The sequence below is a fragment of the Pseudomonas sp. LBUM1648 genome (genome assembly GCF_059716145.1).
Map to the genome: position 1 here is coordinate 3,436,357 of NZ_CP166808.1, position 22,495 is coordinate 3,458,851.

The window sequence follows — 22,495 nt, forward strand, 5'->3', positions numbered from 1 at the left end:
CATCCGCCCATCTTCAATACATTGGCGGATGCATCCATGGAACAGTCACTCAAACATTTGCGCTTCCCGTTGGCCATGTTGGCCGTACTGGTGATGAGCGCCTGCGGCAAGACTCCGGAGACTGCCGCCACCCTGCCCGCTGCCAAAGTCAGCGTGGCCAAAGTGCTGGAACAACCGGTCAACGAGTGGGACGAATTCACCGGGCGCCTTGAAGCGCCGGAAACCGTTGAAATCCGTCCACGGGTCTCCGGCCAGATCGACGATGTCGCTTTCACTGAAGGCGCACTGGTCAAGAAAGGCGACCTGCTGTTCCAGATCGACCCCCGTCCGTTCCAGGCTGAAGTTCGCCGCCTCGAAGCCCTGGTCGCCCAGTCCCGTGCCAACGCCACCCGCAGTGAAAACGAAGCCGGACGCGGTGAACGTCTGCGCGCCAGCAACGCCATCTCCGCTGAACTGGCCGACTCGCGCACCAGCGCTGCACAAGAAGCCCGCGCCGCCGTCGGTGCACTGCAAGCGCAACTGGATCTGGCCAAACTGAACCTGAGCTTTACCCGCGTCACTTCGCCGATCAGCGGCCGCGTCAGCCGTGCCGAAATCACCGCCGGCAACCTGGTGACCGCCGACACTACTCCGCTGACCAGCGTTGTTTCCACCGACAAGGTCTACGCCTACTTCGACGCCGACGAACGTGTGTTCCTCAAATACACCCAACTCGCCCGTAAGGGTCAGCGCGGTGCCACCACACCGGTTTACATGGGCCTGTCGAATGAAGACGGCAACCCGCACCTGGGCCAGATGAACTTCGTCGACAACCAGGTCAATCCGAAAACCGGCACCATCCGTGGCCGCGCGGTGTTCGACAACAGCGACGGCAACTACACCCCTGGCCTGTATGCACGCCTGAAACTTGTCGGCAGTGGCACCTACAACGCCATGTTGATCAACGACGAAGCCGTCGGTACCGATCTGGGCAAGAAGTTCGTGCTGGTAATGGATGCGGACAACAAAACCGCCTACCGCCCAGTTGAGCTTGGTCCGAAGATCGAAGGCCTGCGCATCGTGCGTACCGGCCTGAACAAGGACGACACGATCATCGTCAAGGGTCTGCAACGGGTTCGTCCTGGCTCACCGGTTACCCCTGAAGTGGTGCCGATGGCCAGCGAGCAAACCCTCGCGGCACTCGCTCAACAACGTCAAGCGCTGGAAGCCAGCAACCTGCCAAAAGTCGCCCCTGCCAAAGGCGCGTCCGGTTCGGTTGTGAAGCTGGCTGCTACGAACCCACGCGGTTAAGGGACGATAACTCCGATGAATTTTTCCCAATTCTTCATTTCACGGCCGATCTTCGCAGCGGTGTTGTCGCTGTTGATCCTGATCGCCGGTGCGATCTCGCTGTTCCAGTTGCCGATCAGCGAATACCCGGAAGTCGTGCCGCCAACCGTGGTAGTACGTGCCAACTTCCCGGGCGCCAACCCCAAAGTCATCGGTGAGACCGTGGCCGCTCCGCTGGAGCAAGCCATCACCGGTGTCGAAAACATGCTGTACATGTCCTCGCAGTCCACTGCTGACGGCAAGATCACGCTGACCATCACCTTCGCCCTGGGCACTGACCTGGACAATGCGCAGGTGCAGGTGCAAAACCGCGTGACCCGTACCGAACCGAAGCTTCCCGAGGAAGTGACGCGCATCGGTATCACCGTCGACAAGGCATCACCCGACCTGACCATGGTTGTGCACTTGACCTCGCCGGACAAGCGCTACGACATGCTCTACCTGTCCAACTACGCAATCCTGAACATCAAGGATGAGCTCGCGCGTCTGGGCGGTGTCGGTGATGTGCAGTTGTTCGGCATGGGCGATTACTCGCTACGTGTGTGGCTCGATCCGAACAAGACCGCTTCGCGTAACCTGACTGCGACCGATGTAGTCACCGCAATTCGCGAACAGAACCGTCAGGTGGCTGCCGGCCAACTGGGCGCGCCCCCTGCCCCGACTGCGCAAAGCTTCCAGCTGTCGGTCAACACTCAGGGCCGTCTGGTAACTGAGGAAGAGTTCGAGAACATCATCATTCGCGCAGGCGACAACGGTGAAATCACTCGGCTCAAAGACATTGCTCGCGTCGAACTGGGCTCCAGCCAATACGCCCTGCGTTCGTTGCTGAACAACCAACCAGCCGTGGCCATCCCGATCTTCCAGCGTCCAGGCTCCAACGCCATCGATATCTCGAACGACGTTCGGGCGAAGATGGACGAGTTGAAGAAAGGTTTCCCGCAGGGCATGGATTACAGCATCGTTTATGACCCGACGATCTTCGTGCGCGGCTCGATCGAAGCGGTGGTTCATACCCTCTTCGAAGCGCTGATCCTCGTGGTGCTGGTGGTGATTCTGTTCCTGCAAACATGGCGCGCCTCGATCATTCCGTTGGTGGCGGTGCCGGTATCGTTGATCGGTACGTTTGCGGTGATGCACCTGTTTGGTTTCTCGCTCAACGCGCTGTCACTGTTCGGCCTTGTACTGGCCATCGGTATCGTGGTGGACGATGCCATCGTGGTGGTAGAGAACGTCGAACGGAACATCGAACTTGGCTTGACCCCGGTAGAAGCCACAAAACGCGCCATGCGTGAAGTGACCGGCCCGATCATTGCGACGGCACTGGTGCTATGTGCGGTGTTTGTTCCGGCGGCTTTCATCTCCGGCCTCACAGGTCAGTTCTATAAGCAGTTCGCTCTGACCATTGCCATTTCGACAGTGATCTCGGCATTCAACTCGCTGACCCTGTCGCCAGCGCTGGCCGCTGTGTTGCTGAAAAGTCACGACGCGCCGAAAGACCGCTTCTCCAAGGTTCTCGACAAGATCTTCGGTGGCTGGTTGTTCCGTCCGTTCAACCGTTTCTTCGACCGTGCCAGCCATGGCTACGTCGGCACCGTGCGCCGGGTTATCCGCGGCAGCGGCATCGCCCTGTTGCTGTACGCAGGCCTGATGGTGCTGACCTTCTTCGGTTTCTCCAGCACCCCGACCGGATTCGTACCTGGCCAGGACAAACAATACCTGGTGGCCTTCGCGCAGTTGCCGGACGCCTCGAGCCTGGATCGCACCGAAGACGTGATCAAGCGCATGTCCGACCTGGCGCTGAAACAGCCAGGCGTGGAAAGCGCCGTAGCGTTCCCGGGTCTGTCGATCAACGGTTTCACCAACAGCCCGAACGCCGGCATCGTGTTCGTCACCCTGAAACCGTTCGACGAGCGTAAAGATCCGAGCATGTCCGCCGGTGCGATTGCCGGTGCCTTGAACGGCCAGTACGCGAACATTCAAGAGGCGTACATGGCGATCTTCCCGCCACCGCCGGTACAAGGTCTGGGCACCATTGGTGGTTTCCGCCTGCAAATCGAAGACCGGGGCAACCTGGGCTACGACGAGCTGTACAAAGAAACCATGAACATCATCAACAAGAGTCACAGCGTGCCGGAACTGGCAGGCCTGTTCACCAGTTACACCGTGAACGTGCCGCAGGTCGATGCAGCCATCGACCGTGAAAAAGCCAAGACCCATGGCGTTGCGGTCAGCGACATCTTCGACACCCTGCAGATCTATCTGGGTTCGCTGTATGCCAACGACTTCAACCGTTTCGGCCGCACTTATCAGGTCAACGTCCAGGCCGAGCAACAGTTCCGCCTCGAATCCGATCAGATCGGTCAACTGAAAGTGCGCAACAACAAAGGCGAAATGATCCCGCTGGCGACCTTCATCAAGGTCAGCGACACCTCGGGGCCGGATCGCGTGATGCACTACAACGGCTTCATCACCGCGGAAATCAACGGTGCGGCAGCCCCCGGCTACAGCTCCGGCCAGGCGGAAAAAGCCATCGAGAAACTGCTCAAGGATGAACTTCCGAACGGCATGACCTACGAATGGACCGACCTGACCTACCAGCAGATTCTGTCCGGCAACACCGCGCTGTTCGTGTTCCCGCTCTGCGTACTGCTGGCGTTCCTGGTACTTGCTGCTCAGTACGAAAGCTGGAGCCTGCCACTGGCGGTGATCCTGATCGTACCGATGACCCTGCTGTCGGCCATCACCGGTGTGATCATCTCTGGCGGTGACAACAACATCTTCACCCAGATCGGTTTGATCGTACTGGTGGGACTTGCGTGTAAGAACGCGATTCTGATCGTCGAATTTGCCAAGGATAAACAGGAAGAAGGCCTCGACCCGCTCGCTGCGGTACTGGAAGCCTGCCGTCTGCGTCTGCGGCCGATCCTGATGACTTCCTTCGCGTTCATCATGGGGGTGGTGCCGCTCGTGCTCTCCAGTGGTGCCGGTGCCGAGATGCGTCACGCCATGGGTGTGGCGGTGTTCTCCGGGATGCTCGGGGTGACCTTCTTCGGTCTGTTGCTGACACCCGTGTTCTACGTATTGATCCGTAACTTTGTCGAACGCAGCGAGCAGCGCAAAGCGGCCAAGGCGCACAATCTTCAAAAGCAACCGGAGGCGCAACAATGAGTCTGAAAGTCTTCCTGCCGAGTCTGCTGGTGCTGGCCCTCAGCGCCTGCGCCGTCGGCCCCGACTACAAGACCCCGGCGACGGAGGCGGCCAACATCACGACCGCCACCGACGGCGCCAACGGTCAGAAGAACTTTGACCGTTCGAAGTTCGAAGGCATCTGGTGGCAGCAGTTCGACGATCCGACCCTCAACCAGTTGGTGACACAATCGCTGCAAGGCAACCGTGAACTGCGCGTGGCCTTCGCTCGCTGGAAAGCTGCCCGGGCGATCCGCGACGACGCCAGCAACGACGCCATGCCGACCATCACCAGCCGCGCCTCCAGCGATCTGGCCAAGGGACAAATCCCCGGCCAGACCACCAATCGGGTCAACAGCGAACGCTATGACCTGGGTCTGGACATGGCCTGGGAGCTGGACTTGTTCGGTCGTATCCAGCGCAATCTGGAAGCCAGCGATGCCGACCAGCAGGCCGCCGAAGCCGACTTGTATCAACTGCAAGTCACCATGATTGCCGAACTGGTGGACGCTTACGGTCAACTGCGTGGCGCGCAACTGCGGGAAAAGATCGCCGTGGCCAACCTGAACAACCAGCAGGAGTCGCGCAAGATCACCATCAGCCTGCGTGACGCTGGTGTTGGCGATCAGCTCGACGTGGAACGTGCCGATGCGCGCCTGGCGTCGGTCGAAGCCAGTGTGCCGCAACTCCAGGCGGAACAGGTTCGCCAGAAAAACCGCATCGCCACTCTGCTGGGTGAACGCCCGGACAAGCTCACAGTGGACTTGAGCCCTAAAGACTTGCCGGCGATTGCCAAGGCATTGCCGATTGGCAACCCGGGCGAGCTGCTGCAACGTCGTCCGGACATCCTCAGCGCTGAACGCCAACTGGCCTCGGCCACGGCGCGCATTGGCGTGGCAAAAGCTGATCTGTTCCCACGAGTGAGCCTCAGCGGTTTCCTGGGCTGGACGGCCGGGCGCGGTTCGCAGATCGGTTCCTCGGCGGCCAACGCCTGGGCACTGGGCCCGAGCATCACCTGGGCAGCATTCGACCTTGGCAGTGTGCGGGCCCGTTTGCGCGGTGCCGACGCGGATGCTGAAGGCGCGCTGGCGACCTACGAGCAACAAGTGTTGTTGGCACTGGAAGAGTCGGAAAACGCCTTCAGCGACTACGGCAAACGGCAGCAGCGCCTGATCTCGCTGATTCGCCAGAGTGAATCGAGCCGAAAGGCTGCCGATCTCGCGGAGATCCGCTATCGCGAAGGCACCACTGACTTCCTTGTGCTGCTCGATGCGCAGCGTGAACGTCTGAATGCCGAAGACAGCCAGGCCCAGGCCGAAGTCGATCTGTACCGCGGCATTGTCGCGATCTACAAAGCCCTTGGCGGTGGCTGGCAACCAGAGACGGTCGCCAGTAAGTAAAAGTTGTTAATGAGCTCCTTTGGTTGGCCGCAACCAACCAATTTTTTTGCCCCGCGTATCATTCGGTCGCGGGGCTTTTTTTGCCTGATCCTTTTTGCTTTCAAGCACATTGACAGTGGATGTTGTGCCCGCCTGCAAGCGACACCTGCAAGCGTAGACACTGCATCGAAAATTTGACGGCCAACGGAGTCGACAGAACTTGTAGGCCGATTCGCTCGCGCGGGGTTTGACTCACGGCCCGAGCTGACCGAAGCTTGCCCCTCTGCTCAAGTACGCCAGTTTTCGGAAACCTGCATGCCTCAGTCCCGCCGCTACCTGCTTATCAGCCTTGGCCTTGTGCTTGTTGTCGTCGTCGCATGGCTGTTCCTGCGCAGCACCGCCCCAGTCATTCCGGACGCGATCAAGCATGGCTATAGCGAAGCGCTGGGTGCCGCCCGCACCGGTGAGCCCGGCGCGGCGCGCCAGTTGTATCAGCAATTGGGGCGGCCGGATTTGTCGGTCAAGCGGCGCGTCTGGCTGCATGGCGAACTGGCTAACTACCCCAGTCCACAGGCGCTGAAACTCGCCGACGCGGACTTGCAGAACGAAGCACCCCAAGTGCGGCTGGCAGCGATCAAAAGTGTGGTTGGACTGGTGCCGGGCGGGCAACGCAGCCTGTTGCTGGGGCCGATGCTCGATGATGAAGATCAAACGGTTCGCTTTGCCGCGATCAACGCTTTGCTCGGCCTGACCCCGGATGAGCTGGGCCTGTATTTCGCCCCGCTGCAGCAGGCCATCGATGGCTGGGAAGAAGCGCTCAAAGGAGAACCGGAAAGCGCCGCGGCTTACGCGCAACTGGCGCGACTTTATATCCATAACTCCGAACTGAAACAGGCGCAGCTTGCACTCGACAATACGCTACGTCTGGAGCCCGGCAACCTTGCGGCCCTGGTGATGCAGATCGATGTGCTCGACCGCCAGGGCCAGAGCGACGCCGCCCGGCAGTTGCTCGCCCAACAGCTTAAAGCCCAACCTGACTCCGCTTATCTGCAACATGCCCTCGGCCTGTGGCTGCTGCACCACGGTCAACGTGAGTACGCCCTTCTCGGCTTGTCCAAGGCGGTCGAGCTGGAACCTGACAACAAGGATTACCGCTACGACCTCGCCACCACTCTGCACAGTGCGGAGGAGCTGGAAGCGGCACAGAACCAGCTACAGGAAATCGTCCAGCGCCACCCGGCCGACCGCAAGGCGCGGGTTCTGCTGATCAACTACTGGAAAGAAAGTGGCCAGTTGCAAAACGTGCAGATCCTGTTGGCCCAACTCGAGCAGCTCAATCCGGATGACCCTGCTTTGCAGCAAGGGCTTTAAGCGCTGTCGGCAGCCTTCCTGACACATTGTGGGAGAAAAAGCGGAACCGCCATCAACGCGTGGGGTCAAGTAATTCAGGTCGCCGAACTCAGTCGGCGGCCTCGACCCCCGTAGTCATGAGAGGGCATTTTTTGTCTACATCTAACGAGTTGATCAGTGCGAAAGCCGCCACCGGCATTGTGGGCCTGGATGACATCCTCGCCGGTGGTTTGTCTCGCGGTCATGTGTTTTTGCTGGAGGGCGAGCCCGGTACCGGCAAAACCACAGTCGCCTTGCATTTTCTTATGGCCGGCGCAAAAGCCGGCGAACGCTCGTTATACATCACGCTCTCGGAAACCGAGCGTGAATTGCGCCAAGGGGCGCTGTCCCACGGCTGGGAGCTGAATGAAAACATCGAAATCTTCGAGCTGACGCCGCCGGAAAGCCTGCTCAATGCCGAACACCAGCAGAGCCTGCTGTACTCCTCCGATCTGGAATTGGGTGAGGCGACGAAACAGATTTTCGAAGTGGTCGAGCGCTTCAAGCCGACCCGCGTAGTGCTCGACAGCCTGTCGGAGATTCGTTTGCTGGCGCAAAGCTCTTTGCGATATCGCCGGCAGATTCTGGCGATAAAGCACTACTTCGTGCGTTACGACGCCACGGTTCTACTGCTAGATGACCTGACCACCGAGTCCCTCGATAAAACCGTGCACAGTGTGGCCCACGGCGTGATCCGCCTTGAGGAGTTGACGCCTAATTACGGCGCCGAGCGGCGGCGGATCCGCGTGATCAAGTATCGCGGGCAGAAGTACCGCGGCGGTTTTCACGACTTCACCATCATGGGGGACGGCGTACATGTGTTCCCGCGTCTGGTGGCGGCCGAACACCGTGGTAATTACCCGCGTTTGCAGTTGACCAGTGGCATTCCAGAAATGGACGCCTTGCTCGGCGGCGGCGTGGAAACCGGTTCCAGCACACTGATTCTTGGTCCGGCAGGTACCGGCAAGTCGCTGATCACGATGATCTTTGCGGCGGAAGCGGTCGCTCGCGGTGAAAAAGCGGCACTGTTTATCTTCGATGAAGAACTCGGCCTGCTGTTCGAGCGCATGAACAACATCGGCATTGATCTCAAAGCCCTGCAAGCCACCGGCAATCTGCTGATCGAGCAGGTGGATGCCGCTGAGCTGTCACCGGGCGAGTTCTCTCACCGGGTGCGTCGATGCGTCGATGAAGGCCAGATCAAGACGGTGGTCATCGACAGTATCAACGGCTACCAGGCGGCAATGCCTGAAGAGAACGCCCTCGTGCTGCATATGCACGAACTGCTGCTGTACCTCAATCGCAAAGGCGCTGCGACCTTTATGACCGTTGCCCAGCATGGTCTGGTCGGCGACATGCAGGCACCGGTCGACATCACTTATCTGGCCGACACGGTGATTCTGTTGCGATACTTCGAAGCCCTCGGCAAAGTCCGCCGCGCGATTTCCATCATCAAGAAACGCACCGGCAGCCACGAATCGACGATTCGCGAATACCGCATTTCTACGCAGGGCATGACCATCGGTAAGCCGCTGGAAGCCTTCCAGGGCGTGCTGCGCGGCGTACCGACCTACCTCGGCGCGAGCAATCCACTGCTTCGGGAAGAGGCTTCGTGACGGTTTCGGTAACACTGGCCGAACGGGCGCTGATTCTGGCGCCTGTGGGGCGCGACAGCCAAATTGCGCTGATGATCCTCAACGAGGCCGGTTACGAAGGGCTGGTGACGCCGAATCTCGGTTCGCTGTGCACTGAGCTGGAGCCCGGCGCCGGTCTTCTGTTGATCGCCGCAGAAGCGTTGCGCGGGCCAGAAATGGAAGCCTTGTTCCTTTACCTGGAACAGCAACCGGCATGGTCGGATCTCCCCATTGTTCTGCTCACCCATCACGGTGGACAAGAGCAAGGCCCCTCCTCGCACCTGAGCAGCCTGTTAGGCAACGTCACGTTCCTCGAGCGCCCGTTTCATCCCGCGACGCTGATCAGCCTGGTGTCTGCCGCCCTGCGCGGCCGACGACGACAGTACGAAGCCCGCGACCGTCTGATCGATCTGAGTGAAAGCGAACGACGTCTGCAATCGACATTGGAAACCCTTGAGCAACAGGTCGAGGAACGCACCGCGCAACTGCGCCACAACGAAGAAGCGTTGCGTCAGTCGCAGAAAATGGAAGCGGTCGGCCAGCTCACCGGCGGTATTGCCCACGACTTCAACAACATGCTGACCGGCATTATAGGCAGCCTCGAATTGCTGCGCCGGCGCCTGGCCCGTGGGCGCACCGAAGACCTCGACAGTCTCATCGATCTGGGTGTGACGTCTGCCAATCGCGCGGCCGGCCTGACCCATCGTCTGTTGGCGTTTTCCCGTCGCCAGTCGCTCGATTCCAAGGCGGTGCAGATGAACACCCTCGTCCTGTCCATGGGCGAGCTGTTGCAGCGCAGCCTCAACGAAAGCATTCAGTTGGACATGCGTCTGAACGAAAAACTGTGGGTGGCCGAGGCGGACCCCAATCAACTGGAAAGCGCCCTGCTCAATCTGGTCATCAATGCCCGCGACGCCATGCCCGAGGGCGGCAAACTAGTGGTCGAGACCAGCAACCAGGTGTTGCACAGTGAATTCACCGAGGCTTACAGCAATCTCGAACCCGGTGACTACGTCATGCTGAGTGTCACGGACAACGGTAGCGGCATGCCGCAGAGCGTGATCAACCGCGCGTTCGACCCGTTTTTCACCACCAAGCCGATTGGTCAGGGCACCGGTCTGGGCCTATCGATGATCTACGGTTTCAGCAAGCAATCACGCGGTCATGTCTCAATCGACAGCGAAATCGATCAGGGCACAACGGTCAACCTTTACCTGCCGCGTTTTCGCGGTGAAGAACTGGAGCAGCCTGCTCACGACATCCTGCAAACCCCGCACGCGATGGATGGCGAGACCGTGCTGATCGTCGAAGACGATCCGGCCGTACGTGTGCTGGTCAGTGCGGTACTCAGTGAGTTGGGGTATGCGTTCGTGGAGGCCGGGGATGCCGACGGCGCCGTGCCTATTCTCAACTCCGCGCAGCGCATCGATCTGCTGATCAGTGACGTCGGGCTGCCGGGCATGAACGGCCGCCAACTGGCGGAAATCGGGCGGCAATACCGGCCGGGGCTCAAGGTCTTGTTCATCACTGGATACGCCGAGCATGCGGCGGTACGTGGCGGATTCCTCGACTCGGGCATGCAGATGATCACCAAGCCGTTCACTTTCGATCTGCTCACCGCCAAGGTGCGGGAGATGATCCGGGGGTGATCGGTTGTATTTTTTTGGTGAACATCAAGTGGAGATGGCGTTCATTTCATCAAACGGCGCCATAACTTTGAATCGCTTTATCAGCAAGCGCCGGGCGATTCGTCGTCATCATTTTCTGAAGACCGGACTTTATGTCTCGTTTGTAGGCATTTCGTACCGTCTGAAACCCGGAATTCACAACGAAATTTACGACTTGCTGCCCCCCATCGCCAATCACTGCGGCCACGGCATCGGACTGCAGCCCCTGCGCCACCAGTCGAGGCACTGCGCTAAAAGCATCGCGGCCGGCCACATTGCTTAGCTGTTTTACAACCGAAAACTGCGATACGTCTCGAGACTCATGGTATGGCGCCTCCTCCGGAAAAAAACTGCGGGCAAAACTCATATTCATGGCAACGACTCCTTTGGTCGCTGCGGGGTACAGCACCTCTTGGGCAAGGCTTAACGCCAAGGATGGAGCAGGATCAAACAGATTGTACTTGAGGATTTGCGAGGCCCCTTTTGTCAACACCGTGGTGCCAATTTCAGCATTAATGCCTGCTCTTGGGGGCGCCCCTGCCCATTCATTGTTCGGCCAGCTTGATTCAAATTGAGAAAAGAACTCAAAACCGACGTTATCGCCCAATGAGCTGATCTGATCGATTGCCGCCAGATTCAAACCCGGGCTGAAAAAGTGTTCAACCGCAACAGGAGCAGCGGTTAACAGAGCGCCAGCGAAGGCTCCCGCCGAACGTTCAGCATAACGCCGCACGTTACCGATATCCTCAGCCTGATTCTGAGCGACCCACGCCGCTCCCGTGATAGCACCGTTGATCGCTGCCGAGGCCCCTCCTGCTGCCGTCAGCCCCCAACTCGCCGGACTCGAGACTTTCATGACATAGCCCACGGCGGCTGCGGGCAGTTTTGCCGCAAAGTCAAACACTCCGGCCCACATCATTGCCTTGGCCGTCTCCCATCGAGACAAACCCTGCAAATCGACATACCCCACCGGGTTACCACCGACCATACCGTACAGATTCAACCCGTCGTGGGTGCCTCCCGGATCGGCGCTCAACCATCGTTGACGCCACGGCATGTAGTAACGAAAACCGTAATGGTACAAACCTGTCGCATCGCGCTCCTGCCCTGAATAACGCAACGTCCGGTAACCCGCCTCGACCTTGTCGCGCCCCGCCCACCACGCCGTTCCACCATAGGCGTAGTAGCTTTCCTGGCTGATCAACCGGGCATCGGCGTCAAGCTCCAGGCTGCTGGAGCCCAGGTGATCGGTCAGGATGTACCGGTGTTGCTCCTCGGCGATGTGCGCGGGCCGACCCTTTTCCCACTGCAGGATCTGCACGGTGCAGCGGCCCGCCTGAATACTGATGACGTGCAGGACCTCTTCAGGCGTGGTACGGATTTCAAGCCCGGGCAGGTAGCGGGTTTCGTGGGTGCGGGTCAGTCCGGAGCTTTGGGCCGTGCGGACTTTTCGCAGGCGTTGACCGGCACTGTCGTAGACGTAGCGCTCACTGTCGTTGGGCCCATCTTCACGAATCACCTGATCAACCTGGCGTAATTGATTGCGCGGGTCCCAAAACAGATTCTGGCCTTCTTGCAGCAGGTTGAGATTGCCGGTGACGTCGTATCGCCTGGCGATTTCACCCTCGTCCGGCCTTTCACCTGCGGCGGTGTACGGCAAACTGCGATTGCTAGTCGCTGCCATAGCCGTGCGTTCGCAGCGCGAACCAAGGCCGGCGACGTGGTTCAAGGTGTGCAAGTTGCCACCGCAGTCGTATTCAAACGTCTGCCGGTAATTTTCCAGTTGAGCCGAATCCGGCGGCGACATGAACTCCGGCAACGGTGGCCCGCCCGGCGCGCAGATCCGCTGACGGCCAAAGGCTTCGATCAATCGGCCAAGCGTGTCGTAACGATAGGTGTTTAGAGGGGCGACCCGTTGGTTGCGGAAGTAGCGAATCGGCTGGGCACTGTCAGTGATGCTGATCAGATTGCCCACCGGATCGTAGGCATACGCCAGACCCTGCAACGGCGGCCCCCCTTCAACTTGCGCGAGTAAGGTGCTCAGTCGCCCGTTCGCGGGATCGAAGGCGCTGCGCGTGACGACACCGTTACCGGCGGTTTGCTGTTCTATCTGGCCAGAAGCGTTGCAGTGAATATCGCTGACCAGTGGGGTGTAAGTGTCAGTGCTGACTGACTTGAGGAAGATCCCGGACAATTCGCCGGCCAGCGTCTGGCGCAGCAATTGTTCATTGCGCAGTGCATCAACGTGATGTATCAGATCGCCTGAGGCGTTGTATCCCATGCGGGTCACGGCACTTTCACTCTCCAGCAAAGCGTCACGTTCGGTCTGATCCTGTGGCCAGTCTGATTCGTTCAGCGCCTTGAGAAATCGCCGGGCTTGTTCGATGGAAGCACCGCTCAGACTGAATTCACTGAGGTACGCCGACCCCGCCGTGTCGTCGTGACGAATCAATTGTCCGCAGCGGTTATGCCGGGCTGATTCGGCGCTGGCATCGCCGTAGCAAAGGCATTCACTGCGCCGCTCCAGTTCACCGGCCTCAAGGTCGAAAACAAACACCGGCCGCAGGCAGGCATCGTATTGCACACGGCGCCGATTGAGTTTTTGATCCCAGCTTTCAAGCGGCTGGCCAGACGCCCCCGTCAAACTCAAACGCCAACCGGCATCCACGTTGACCGACAGCAACGATGTCCCGGGCAGGCTGGTAATGGTGGTCTGATTGGCGGGGGTTGAGTCGTCTGTCTGAAAGAGCGCAAACAGGCGCGGGTCACGCGTGTGGCTGGCGCGACACTGAAGGTCATGCACCGTTTGCGAGACGTGTACTTGAAGATCGTCTATGCCCGACGACCGACAATACGCGACTGCGCGTACCGCAGCACCGCGAGGGTCGATTACGGCAAGCGTTGGCGTATGACGATGCATGAGCGGCGACCTCGACGTGGTTCACGAGGTCTTTATCAGCCGTGGAGGCGATCACGTCAACTGTCAGAAATTACAGGTCGGGCTTAGAAATAACGCGTTTTCAGGCCAGCAGCTCCTGAATCTTTTCCTGCAGCACGTCCAGATCGAACGGCTTTTCCAGAATAGGTGCCTTGAGCGTGATCGGGCTGCCGGTCTCGCGGATTTCCTGCGGGTAACCGCTGATGAAAATCACCTTCAAGTCGGGTCGCAGCTTTACGGCGGGCTCGGCGATCTGTACGCCGGAGATGCCGCCAGGCAAACGGAAGTCGGTGATCAACAGATCCAAATGTGGCTTGCTCGCGAGGATTTCGAACGCCTGCTCGCCGTTTTCGGCTTCGAGCACGCGATACCCTTGATCCTTCAGATAAATCGACAGAATCATCAAGATATTCGGTTCGTCTTCGACGATAAGTACTACATCTTGTGCATCTACGCTCATGGGAAGCCTTTGTTCGGTCAATAGCTGCTGATACGACCGTGTGGTCACTCAGAGGTTGCGTCGGATTTGCCGTTTTCCTCTATCGGCAGACAAACGCGAAACAGGGCGCCCTCGTTGATTTCACTCTCGACGACGATTGAGCCGCCATGGGCGGCGACGATCTGCTCGGAAATGAACAGACCCAACCCGAGCCCGGCGACTACCGTCTTGGCGGAAACCCGTTCGAATTGTTGGAAAATACGCTTTTGGTTCTCTTCGCTGATGCCGATCCCGTGATCCTGAACCTCGACCCGAGCTTCGTTGCCTTGGCGGTAGACGCGCACCTGAATCAAGCTTCTGCCGCCATAACGCAGCGCATTGGTCAGCAGATTGGAAATGACCTGCTCGATGCGGAACTCATCCCAGCAACCTTCCAACGGCATGTCCGCTTCGAAGCTGACCGTCGTTTCCGCTGCTTCGATCTGCTGCGCAAAGTTTTGCAGCAGATTGCCCACCAACTGCACCAGATCGAAACGGTTAGGCCGGATCGACAACTTGCCGGTACGTATCCGGGAGACGTCGAGCATGTCTTCGATCAGCCGGATGAGGCTTTTGATCTGGCGCTCGTCGCGATCGACCATCGCGTGCATCTTGTCGAGGGTGAACGCCGCGGCGTTATCCCGCGCCAAGTGCATCTTGCGCAATTGGGTTTCGAGTATCAGGCCATTGAGGGGGGTGCGCACTTCGTGGGCGACGATTGACATGAAGTCATCGCGCATCCGCACGGCTTGCTCAAGCTCCGACTGCGTACTCTGCAACTGTTGCAACAGCGCTTCCTGCTCGCGACGCGCCTGTTCCAGCGCTTCGACCTGTTGCTTCATGGCCTTGCTCTGTCGGTACAGATCGACGAAAACGTTGACCTTGCTCTTGACCGCGTGGATATCCAGCGGCTTGTGCAGAAAGTCCACTGCCCCGCTCTCATAGCCCTTGAACGCATAGTTCAGTTCACGACCGGCAGCGCTGACAAAAATGATCGGGATGTTCTTGGTCTTCTCGGTGCCGCGCATCAACTCGGCCAGTTCGAAGCCGTTCATGCCCGGCATCTGCACGTCGAGAATGGCCATGGCGAATTCGTGTTGCAGTAGCAGCGACAATGCTTCGTCTGCCGACAGCGCCTTATAGACGGTGCGGTCTTCGCGTTTGATCAGCGCTTCGAGCGCCAGCAGGTTCTCGGGCAGATCGTCGACGATCAGCAGTTTTGCCTGGATATTACTCAGCATGCGATTCGTTCCAGCTCGACAAGCAGACGGCCGATGCCGTGGATGGGTAAAACATGATCCGGCTGCAGGATTTTCAGGGCAGCCAGAGGCATGGTGGCGACTTGGGCGTCGGCGGGATCCTGGACGATGGTCAGTCCGCCGTGGCGTTTGACTTGTGCCAGTCCGCGCGCGCCATCTTGGTTGGCACCGGTCAACAGCACAGCGGCCAGTTTCGGGCCATAGGCGTCGGCGGCGGACTCGAACAAGTAGTCAATCGACGGCCGGGAATGATGGTTGCGATCCTCCTGGCTCAACGACAGGCTGCGATCCTGCTCCACCGACAGGTGATAACCGGGCGTGGCGAAATACACCGTGCCCGCCTCGATAACCTGCTTGTCCGTGGCCTCCTCGACTGGCAACGCCAGACGCCGGGCGAATACCTCGGCCAACTGGCTGCGGCGCTCTTCCGGCAGGTGCAGCACGATGATGATCGGCAGCGCAAAACCTTTGCCCAGCGGCCCAAGCAGGTTTAACAAGGCTTCAACGCCACCGGCGGAAGCCCCGACCACAATAGCCTCGATTCGAGGCAGATCCGCAATGTCGTTCATGATTTGCGGTAGATCCGTTCTTGTTTCACCAGCGGTTCGAACTGGTTTGCATAGCTGGAAAAATCCAGCGTCTCTTTGCTGCCGAGCACCAGAAAACCGCGATGACACAGGGACTCATGGAACAGCCCGAACGCTCGATCCTGCAGCTTCTTGTTGAAATAGATCAACACGTTACGGCAGGAAATCAATTGGGTTTCGGAGAACACGCTGTCGGTGGCCAGACTGTGGTCGGCAAACGTCACGTTCTCGCACAGACTCTTGTCGAAAATCGCATAGCCATAGGCCGCGGTGTAATAGTCGGCAAATGATCGCTGCCCACCGGCCTGTTGATAGTTGGCGGTATAGGCACGGACGTTTTCCATTGAAAATATCCCCTGCTTGGCCTTGTCCAGCGAGCGCGGATTGATATCGGTGGCGTAAATGATCGTGCGATCGAGCAGACCCTCTTCGCGCAGCAGAATCGCCATCGAATAGACCTCCTCACCCGTGCTGCACCCGGCGATCCAGATCTTGATCGAAGGATAGGTTCTGAGCAGTGGCACCACTTCCTTGCGAATGGCCAGGAAGTGCGACGGATCGCGAAACATCTCGCTGACCGGAATCGTCAACAACTGCAACAACTGCATAAACGCCGTCGGGTCGTGCAGGACTTTTTCCTGCAACGCCGAAATCGTCGCGCATTCGAATTGACCCAACGCGTGTTGGACCCGGCGCTTGATTGAAGCGCCGGAGTAATCGCGAAAATCGTAGCTGTACTTGAGGTAGATCGCCTCGATCAACAGCCGTAATTCGATTTCACTGTTTCGTTCCGCTGGATGATTGCGTTCCACTAAATGCGTTCCATCTTCGGTAACCACACGCGAATCAGCGAGAACAGGCGATCCAGATCAATGGGCTTGGCCAGATAATCGTTGGCGCCCGCCTGCAGGCAGCGCTCCTGATCGTCCTTCATGGCCTTGGCCGTGACCGCAATAATGGGCAGTTTGCGCCAGCGCGGGTCCTTGCGGATTTCGATGGTGGCTTCGAAACCATCCATCTCCGGCATCATCACGTCCATCAACACCAGATCGATGTCTTCGACTTCATTCAGTTTTTCAATCGCTTCACGGCCATTACGCCCGATCACCACGACTGCGCCTTTGGTCTCCAGGGCACTGGTCAGGGCGAAGATGTTGCGCACATCGTCGTCCACCAGCAGCACTTTGCGACCCTCGAAAACCTTGTCGCGGCTGCGCGCGGTCTTCAGCATCTCCTGCCGCTCATGGGACAACTGCGATTCAACTTTGTGCAGAAAGAGTGTGACCTCATCGAGCAGACGCTCCGGTGAGCGTGCGCCCTTGATGATGATCGAGCGCGAGTACTTGCGCAGGTCGGCCTCTTCATCGCGCGTCAGGTTACGACCGGTATAAACGATGACCGGCGGGAACGAGCAGATATCTTCGGTGGACATGCGCTTGAGCAGCTCATTACCGAGCATGTCCGGCAGCTTCAGGTCGATGACCATGCAGTCATAGATCGTCGTACGCAGTTTCTCCAGCGCGTCCTGCGCCAGACCGACAGCCGTGATCTCGATGTCGTCATCGCCGATCAGCCGCGCAATGCTCTCGCGCTGCAGATCGTCGTCTTCAACCAGCAACACGCGTTTGACCTTCTGGGTCAGCTTGGCTTCGAGACGGGCGAACACGTCCTTGAGCTCTTCGCGGGTGGTCGGTTTGACTGCATAGCCAATGGCGCCCATGTGCATCGCCGCTTCGACCCGATCCTCGACCGAAATCACGTGCACGGGGATGTGGCGGGTTTCGGCGTGTTCTTTCAAACGCTGCAACACAGTCAATCCGGAGTGATCCGGCAGACGCATGTCGAGCAGAATGGCATCCGGCACGAACTCGCGGGCCAGGTCATAACCTTCGTCCGCGCCATGGGCAACCAGGCACTGATAACCCAGTTCGTGCGCCAGATCGTAGAGGATATGCGCAAAGTTCGGCTCATCCTCCACTACCAGAATGCAACGGGTGGCGAACGGTGCCTTGTCGCGGTCGTCGGCAAAGCGCGGGATGTGAACCGGCGCCAGAGGCGAAACCACCACCGCAGGCGCTACGGTCGCCGTCACGGTTTGGACTGGCGGAGTGAAGGTCAACGGCGCTTTCGATACATCAGTGGACTCGTTGTACTGCTGCGGCAATACCAGCGTGAACACACTGCCCTGCCCCGGTGCGCTGCTGACGCTGATCGAGCCGCCCAGCAAGGTCGCCAGATCCCGCGAGATCGAAAGGCCCAGCCCGGTACCGCCGTATTTGCGGTTGGTGGTGCCATCGGCCTGACGGAACGCTTCAAAGATGCTTTCCTGCTGATCCGCGGCAATGCCGATGCCCGAATCGCGCACGATGAACGCAATGCGATCATTCGGCTGGCCGCTGATGGTCAGGCTCACCGTGCCCTGCTCGGTAAATTTCACGGCGTTGGACAGCAGGTTTTTGATCACTTGTTCCAGACGTTGACGGTCGGTAAACAGTGTCACCGGCGCATCCGGGAGCAGATCCACGCTGAAGGTCAGTCGTTTGTCGGCCGCCAGCGGTTCGAACACGCTGCGCAGGCCATCGGCCAGACGCGCCACGCTGGTGATTTCCGGGATCACTTCAAGCTTGCCGGCCTCGACCTTGGAAATATCGAGAATGTCGTTGATCAGGTTGAGCAGATCGTTGCCGGCGGAGTAGATCGACTCGGCAAACTTGACTTGTTCGGCACTGAGATTGTCCTGCGGGTTTTCCGCCAGCAACTTGGCCAGGATCAGCGAACTGTTCAGCGGCGTGCGCAGTTCGTGGGACATATTGGCGAGGAACTCGGACTTGTACTTGCTTGAGCGCTGCAACTCTTCGGCGCGCTCTTCGAGTTGCACCTGCGCCTGATTCAGTTCGGTGTTCTTCAAATCCATGGCATCGCGCTGCTCGGCCAAGGTCTGCGCCTGTTCAGCGAGTTGTTCGTTGGTCTGTTCCAGTTCGACTTGCTGGGTTTCCAAGTGCGCTTGGGATTCCTTGAGGATCCGCGACTGCTCCTCCAACTCTTCGTTGGCAGTCTTCAACTCTTCCTGCTGCACCTGCAACTCTTCGTTGAGCTGCTGGGTTTCGGCCAGCACTTCCTGCAAACGCTGACGATAACGCGCCGCTTCGATGGAAGTGCCGACGTTGCCGGCAATCAATTCAAGCAGCTCGATATCGCGGTCGTTGAGCGGACGCAGGAAACCCAGTTCGATCACGCCGTTGACCCGTTCGTCATCGCTGGTCGGCACGACCACAACGCTGCGCGGCAGGCCTTCGCCAAGTCCGGAGCTGACCTTGAAGTAATCCGACGGTACCGAATCGAGACGGATAAGCCGCGCCTGCTGCGCGACCTGACCGACAATACCTTCGCCGCTGTAGATCGACTGGTCCTGATCTTCCTGTTCGCGAGAAAACCCATAAGTCGCCACACGTTTGAGGCCACCGTGCTCTTCGCGCACGTACAACGCCGCTACGGCCGTGCCAAGGTATTGCGCGCAGAACTGCAGAATGTTGCGACCGAGCAGATTGAGCGTCAGTTGCCCCAGCACCTGTTCGGCCAACTCGGTCTGCCCGTTGCGCAGCCAGGCTTGCTGTTCCAGACGCTCGGCACTGGCCTGCTGCGCCGCCAATGTGGCGCCGTAGCTTTCGGACAGATTGACCAGGTCTCGCCGACCGATGTACGCCAGCAATGCGCTGATGCCTGCAACAAACAGCAGATAAAGGGTGATGCTCCAGATCGTGGTGCGCCGCACTTCTTCATTGCGCGTGGTGCGCAACTGCTGCTCCATATCGATGACGTCTTCGAACTGCTTGCGAATCTCGTCGGTCAGGCGCTTGCCACGTCCAGCCTTCACGGCACCGCGATAATCCCCGCTGCTGCGCTGCAAATCGATCATCGATTGTGCATAGGTCGCCCACTCGGTCTGCAACGCCTGGAGACGGCGCAAACGGTCGGTCTGCACAGGGTTGTCGGCGGTCAGTTCGAGCAAGGTATTGAGCGCCACGGCAATACGCGGCTTGGCCGTCTCGTAGGGATCAAGGAAGTGCTCGTCGCCGCTCAGCAGAAAACCGCGCATGCCGGTTTCCAGATCCACGGTGAGTTTCACCGCTTCGTTGGCGTTATTGATCACCCGGTCGGTGTGTTCAACCCACTGAATGACCGACAGCAGATACGTGATCAGCGAAACGAAGAACACGGCACTGAGCACACCAACACCCAGCGGCAGGCTGATGTTGCGACTCAGGAGTTTGCGAAACCGTTGCTCATCAACCGAAGACGGAGAGGACATGGGGCAGCCTTGTCGAACTGTTGAAAACCCGAGAGTTTGCCCCAACAAGCGGCGTGGATCCATTTTTCTCACAGCTTTGGCAGCAAATTCCTACATTTGCTCGCGTCTAGAGCCACGCCAACAGTTATCCTTGCCTGTCCATTTGCAGTGAATGTTTTTTGTATCAAACCGGGAACTTGTGGCCATGCGCCACTTACTCATGCATGAGCCCGGCAGATTCGACCGGCCGATACCCCTGAATTTCTATCTTTGAGAGCCTCTATTATGTCCACCCCAGCGTCCATCATCCTTGTAGTAGAAGACGATGCCATTGTACGCATGCTGATCGTCGATGTGCTGGAGGAGCTGGAGTACAAGGTGCTGGAGGCTGACGGCAGCGAACAGGCGCTGGAGTTTCTCAATGATAAGGACCAGAACATTGATTTGATGATGACCGATGTAGGTTTGCCGGGTATGGATGGTCGTGAGTTGGCGACTCAGGCACGCATCGTGCGCCCCGCGCTGCCAATCCTGTTTGCCAGTGGTTACGCTGAAAGTATCGAAGTGCCCGAAGGCATGCATGTCATCGGCAAACCCTTTTCGATCGATCAATTGCGCGACAAAGTAAAAAACATCATTCAATAAATAACTCAACGGACCGCCCCTTTCAAACAACTTCAAGGGGCAGTCCGGCCTCATATTCTTGCGAATAAAACTTAAGCTGGCGAGCTGTTGAAAAACACACTCACATAATGCTTCTTGATAAACACGCCCCAACAAAAGAGGATCACTCAAACATACAAACCAACATAAACGAATTTATTATGACCCTAAAACATTCAAACTCCCTGAATCAACGTTACTTATCCCGACCTGCCCCTTCTTCTAACCTCCACCGTGAATACGTTGCATGCGATAACCGCGAACGAGAGGAAGTGATATATAAACTCAAGCAGCGCTCAGAACATCTTGCTCCTTCGCAAAGAATTTCACTGGAAGGCGCAAAAATTTCTGTGGAGTCGGGATCGTCACTTGAAGACGCCCTGCTTCCCGGCAGGCAGCTGTTGCAACGGATGTCCGAACAAGATTCCTTCAAAAGACTGGTGGGCAAGCTAAGACTTACCGAGCACTCAGACTTTGAAGTGACCGCTGAAGGCGAAATAAATGCAAAGCACTCCGGTGATATCGTGAGTTTTGCTAACGCCTTCAAACTTTCCCCCGATCTGAAAGACGATCTGCAGATACTGGTTGAAATGGCCCATTTGACCGGTGGCAAAATTTCCACCGCAGACGAAGTTGATTTAGCACAATGGCTGGCTTTCCACGGTTACTTGATCCCTCACCATGCCGCCGACGTTTCCCGGTTACTGGCATTCATGCAAGCCGCCCCTCCTGCAAGCCCAGAGTTGAGCAACTATTGGGAAATGATAAAGACTGGAGAAGGCAACTCGGCGACGCTTTCTGCAACTGAGCGCAGTGAGTTCCGCAAACTCATCGCCAGTTACATCAAGGATAAATCGTTACTGGAGCATTTGTCGGAGAGCATTTTTGGCGGACGAACTACGCCCTTCACACGTGCCGAGGCTGAGGACATTATTAAGGCACTTGTTTCCAGCCCCATCGCTGCTGACTGGGCCGACGCTTACGTACGGGATCTTGGCTGGTACGGCGCGCGCGACAACCAACCGCAATCGGAAACGTCGCGCAAGCAGGTTGTCCTGACATCGCTGCTGCTCAATCTTCATCCTCAAGTCGGCGAAGATGTACCGCGAAATCATGTTGCTGGTTTCGATTTGTATGCTGCCAAGCATATGGAAAAATCCTTCGCCGAGATTCAAACCGATTTCGAGAATCACCTGATCGAGCACCACAGGGTGAGTAAAAAGAATGCAGCATTGGCCGCTCACTTACTGCTGGCGGAGCCTGCGCCGGAATTTCTGGTCAAAGGTCTACCTGCCACCCTGCTAGTGGGAACGCCGCAATGCGTGGAATTTTGCCGAATCGTGGCGGTGCAAGAAATCATAGCGCCAGGCTCGACTCGATCCATGACTTACGCGCAATTGCAGCAACTTTCGACACTGGAACCAGTGACCGAATCACGCAAGTTGCTCGACGCTTTGGCCGCCGTGGATCCTGTGATTGATTGGGCAGTGCTCAACAAAATAGTCACGCCTGAAGACGTTGAAAAATCAGTCACTGACTCACTGACAGTCGCCACGGACGCCTACGCCCGACATGCGAGGACGCTTGCCGAAAACGCTGAAACACTGACGCGTCAACTGCCAACCCGCAAAAGCGTCGCACTGGATATCCTCAAGCAGGTCGCCAAGGGCTGAACTTATCTTGAAAGCGACGTCCTTC

At 58.1% G+C, this 22,495-nt stretch carries 14 protein-coding genes; 8 read left to right on the forward strand and 6 right to left on the reverse strand.

Features of this window, described 5'->3' with window-relative positions:
* Nucleotides 1-36: 36 nt before the first annotated feature.
* The 6 genes from mexE (at nucleotide 37) to ACA043_RS15680 (ending at nucleotide 10,566) form a co-directional block, all read left to right on the forward strand.
* Nucleotides 37-1,290, forward strand: coding sequence for a multidrug efflux RND transporter periplasmic adaptor subunit MexE (gene mexE / locus ACA043_RS15655; protein WP_401264004.1), 1,254 nt, complete (start codon nucleotides 37-39; stop codon nucleotides 1,288-1,290).
* Between the two features lie 15 nt (nucleotides 1,291-1,305).
* A complete protein-coding gene (locus tag ACA043_RS15660) occupies nucleotides 1,306-4,497 on the forward strand; it encodes an efflux RND transporter permease subunit (protein WP_187678978.1) in 3,192 nt (1,063 codons plus the stop codon).
* The gene (locus ACA043_RS15665) at nucleotides 4,494-5,915 is read left to right on the forward strand and encodes an efflux transporter outer membrane subunit (protein ID WP_401264001.1); all 1,422 of its coding nucleotides are present in this window, start codon (nucleotides 4,494-4,496) and stop codon (nucleotides 5,913-5,915) included. Before ACA043_RS15660 ends, ACA043_RS15665 begins: the two co-directional genes overlap by 4 nt.
* A gap of 294 nt (nucleotides 5,916-6,209) precedes the next feature.
* The gene (locus tag ACA043_RS15670) at nucleotides 6,210-7,265 is read left to right on the forward strand and encodes a tetratricopeptide repeat protein (protein ID WP_187678976.1); all 1,056 of its coding nucleotides are present in this window, start codon (nucleotides 6,210-6,212) and stop codon (nucleotides 7,263-7,265) included.
* 131 nt (nucleotides 7,266-7,396) lie between these two features.
* Nucleotides 7,397-8,899 (forward strand): ATPase domain-containing protein, encoded by a 1,503-nt coding sequence (locus ACA043_RS15675; protein ID WP_497657352.1) that lies wholly within the window; start codon nucleotides 7,397-7,399, stop codon nucleotides 8,897-8,899.
* A complete protein-coding gene (locus ACA043_RS15680) occupies nucleotides 8,896-10,566 on the forward strand; it encodes an ATP-binding protein (RefSeq protein WP_497657353.1) in 1,671 nt (556 codons plus the stop codon). The genes ACA043_RS15675 and ACA043_RS15680 overlap by 4 nt, the downstream gene beginning before the upstream one ends.
* A 49-nt stretch (nucleotides 10,567-10,615) precedes the next feature.
* On the opposite strand, the gene ACA043_RS15685 is transcribed toward ACA043_RS15680, so the two are convergent.
* The 6 genes from ACA043_RS15685 to ACA043_RS15710 form a co-directional block, all read right to left on the reverse strand.
* On the reverse strand, nucleotides 10,616-12,865 hold the full coding sequence (locus ACA043_RS15685; RefSeq protein ID WP_497659654.1) for an RHS repeat domain-containing protein: 2,250 nt from the start codon (nucleotides 12,863-12,865) through the stop codon (nucleotides 10,616-10,618).
* Between the two features lie 739 nt (nucleotides 12,866-13,604).
* Entirely contained in the window at nucleotides 13,605-13,982 is a 378-nt protein-coding gene (locus ACA043_RS15690) for a response regulator (protein WP_401263995.1), read from the reverse strand.
* Nucleotides 13,983-14,026: 44 nt separating this feature from the next.
* Nucleotides 14,027-15,241, reverse strand: a complete 1,215-nt coding sequence (locus ACA043_RS15695; protein ID WP_401263993.1) for a hybrid sensor histidine kinase/response regulator — start codon at nucleotides 15,239-15,241, stop codon at nucleotides 14,027-14,029.
* A complete protein-coding gene (locus tag ACA043_RS15700) occupies nucleotides 15,235-15,828 on the reverse strand; it encodes a chemotaxis protein CheB (RefSeq protein ID WP_497657354.1) in 594 nt (197 codons plus the stop codon). The genes ACA043_RS15695 and ACA043_RS15700 overlap by 7 nt, the downstream gene beginning before the upstream one ends.
* Nucleotides 15,825-16,658: a CheR family methyltransferase gene (locus ACA043_RS15705; protein ID WP_187678970.1), complete on the reverse strand. Its 834-nt coding sequence runs from the start codon at nucleotides 16,656-16,658 to the stop codon at nucleotides 15,825-15,827. The genes ACA043_RS15700 and ACA043_RS15705 overlap by 4 nt, the downstream gene beginning before the upstream one ends.
* Nucleotides 16,658-20,155, reverse strand: coding sequence for a response regulator (locus ACA043_RS15710; RefSeq protein ID WP_497657355.1), 3,498 nt, complete (start codon nucleotides 20,153-20,155; stop codon nucleotides 16,658-16,660). Before ACA043_RS15710 ends, ACA043_RS15705 begins: the two co-directional genes overlap by 1 nt.
* Before the next feature lie 264 nt (nucleotides 20,156-20,419).
* Between ACA043_RS15710 and ACA043_RS15715 the strand changes: the two genes are divergently transcribed.
* Together ACA043_RS15715 and ACA043_RS15720 are read left to right on the forward strand one after the other, a co-directional pair.
* Nucleotides 20,420-20,779: a response regulator gene (locus tag ACA043_RS15715; RefSeq protein ID WP_489879567.1), complete on the forward strand. Its 360-nt coding sequence runs from the start codon at nucleotides 20,420-20,422 to the stop codon at nucleotides 20,777-20,779.
* A 179-nt stretch (nucleotides 20,780-20,958) separates the two neighbouring features.
* Nucleotides 20,959-22,470 carry a hypothetical protein gene (locus ACA043_RS15720; protein WP_497657356.1) on the forward strand — a complete coding sequence of 504 codons (1,512 nt, stop codon included), beginning with the start codon at nucleotides 20,959-20,961 and terminating at the stop codon, nucleotides 22,468-22,470.
* Nucleotides 22,471-22,495 lie beyond the last annotated feature (25 nt).

Coding starts and splice junctions, on each gene's coding strand:
- mexE (WP_401264004.1), top strand. CDS start 37: ATGGAACAGTCACTCAAACATTTGCGCTTCCCGTTGGCCATGTTGGCC.
- ACA043_RS15660 (WP_187678978.1), top strand. CDS start 1,306: ATGAATTTTTCCCAATTCTTCATTTCACGGCCGATCTTCGCAGCGGTG.
- ACA043_RS15665 (WP_401264001.1), top strand. CDS start 4,494: ATGAGTCTGAAAGTCTTCCTGCCGAGTCTGCTGGTGCTGGCCCTCAGC.
- ACA043_RS15670 (WP_187678976.1), top strand. CDS start 6,210: ATGCCTCAGTCCCGCCGCTACCTGCTTATCAGCCTTGGCCTTGTGCTT.
- ACA043_RS15685 (WP_497659654.1), bottom strand. CDS start 12,865: ATGGGATACAACGCCTCAGGCGATCTGATACATCACGTTGATGCACTG.
- ACA043_RS15690 (WP_401263995.1), bottom strand. CDS start 13,982: ATGAGCGTAGATGCACAAGATGTAGTACTTATCGTCGAAGACGAACCG.
- ACA043_RS15695 (WP_401263993.1), bottom strand. CDS start 15,241: ATGCTGAGTAATATCCAGGCAAAACTGCTGATCGTCGACGATCTGCCC.
- ACA043_RS15700 (WP_497657354.1), bottom strand. CDS start 15,828: ATGAACGACATTGCGGATCTGCCTCGAATCGAGGCTATTGTGGTCGGG.
- ACA043_RS15710 (WP_497657355.1), bottom strand. CDS start 20,155: ATGTCCTCTCCGTCTTCGGTTGATGAGCAACGGTTTCGCAAACTCCTG.
- ACA043_RS15715 (WP_489879567.1), top strand. CDS start 20,420: ATGTCCACCCCAGCGTCCATCATCCTTGTAGTAGAAGACGATGCCATT.
- ACA043_RS15720 (WP_497657356.1), top strand. CDS start 20,959: ATGACCCTAAAACATTCAAACTCCCTGAATCAACGTTACTTATCCCGA.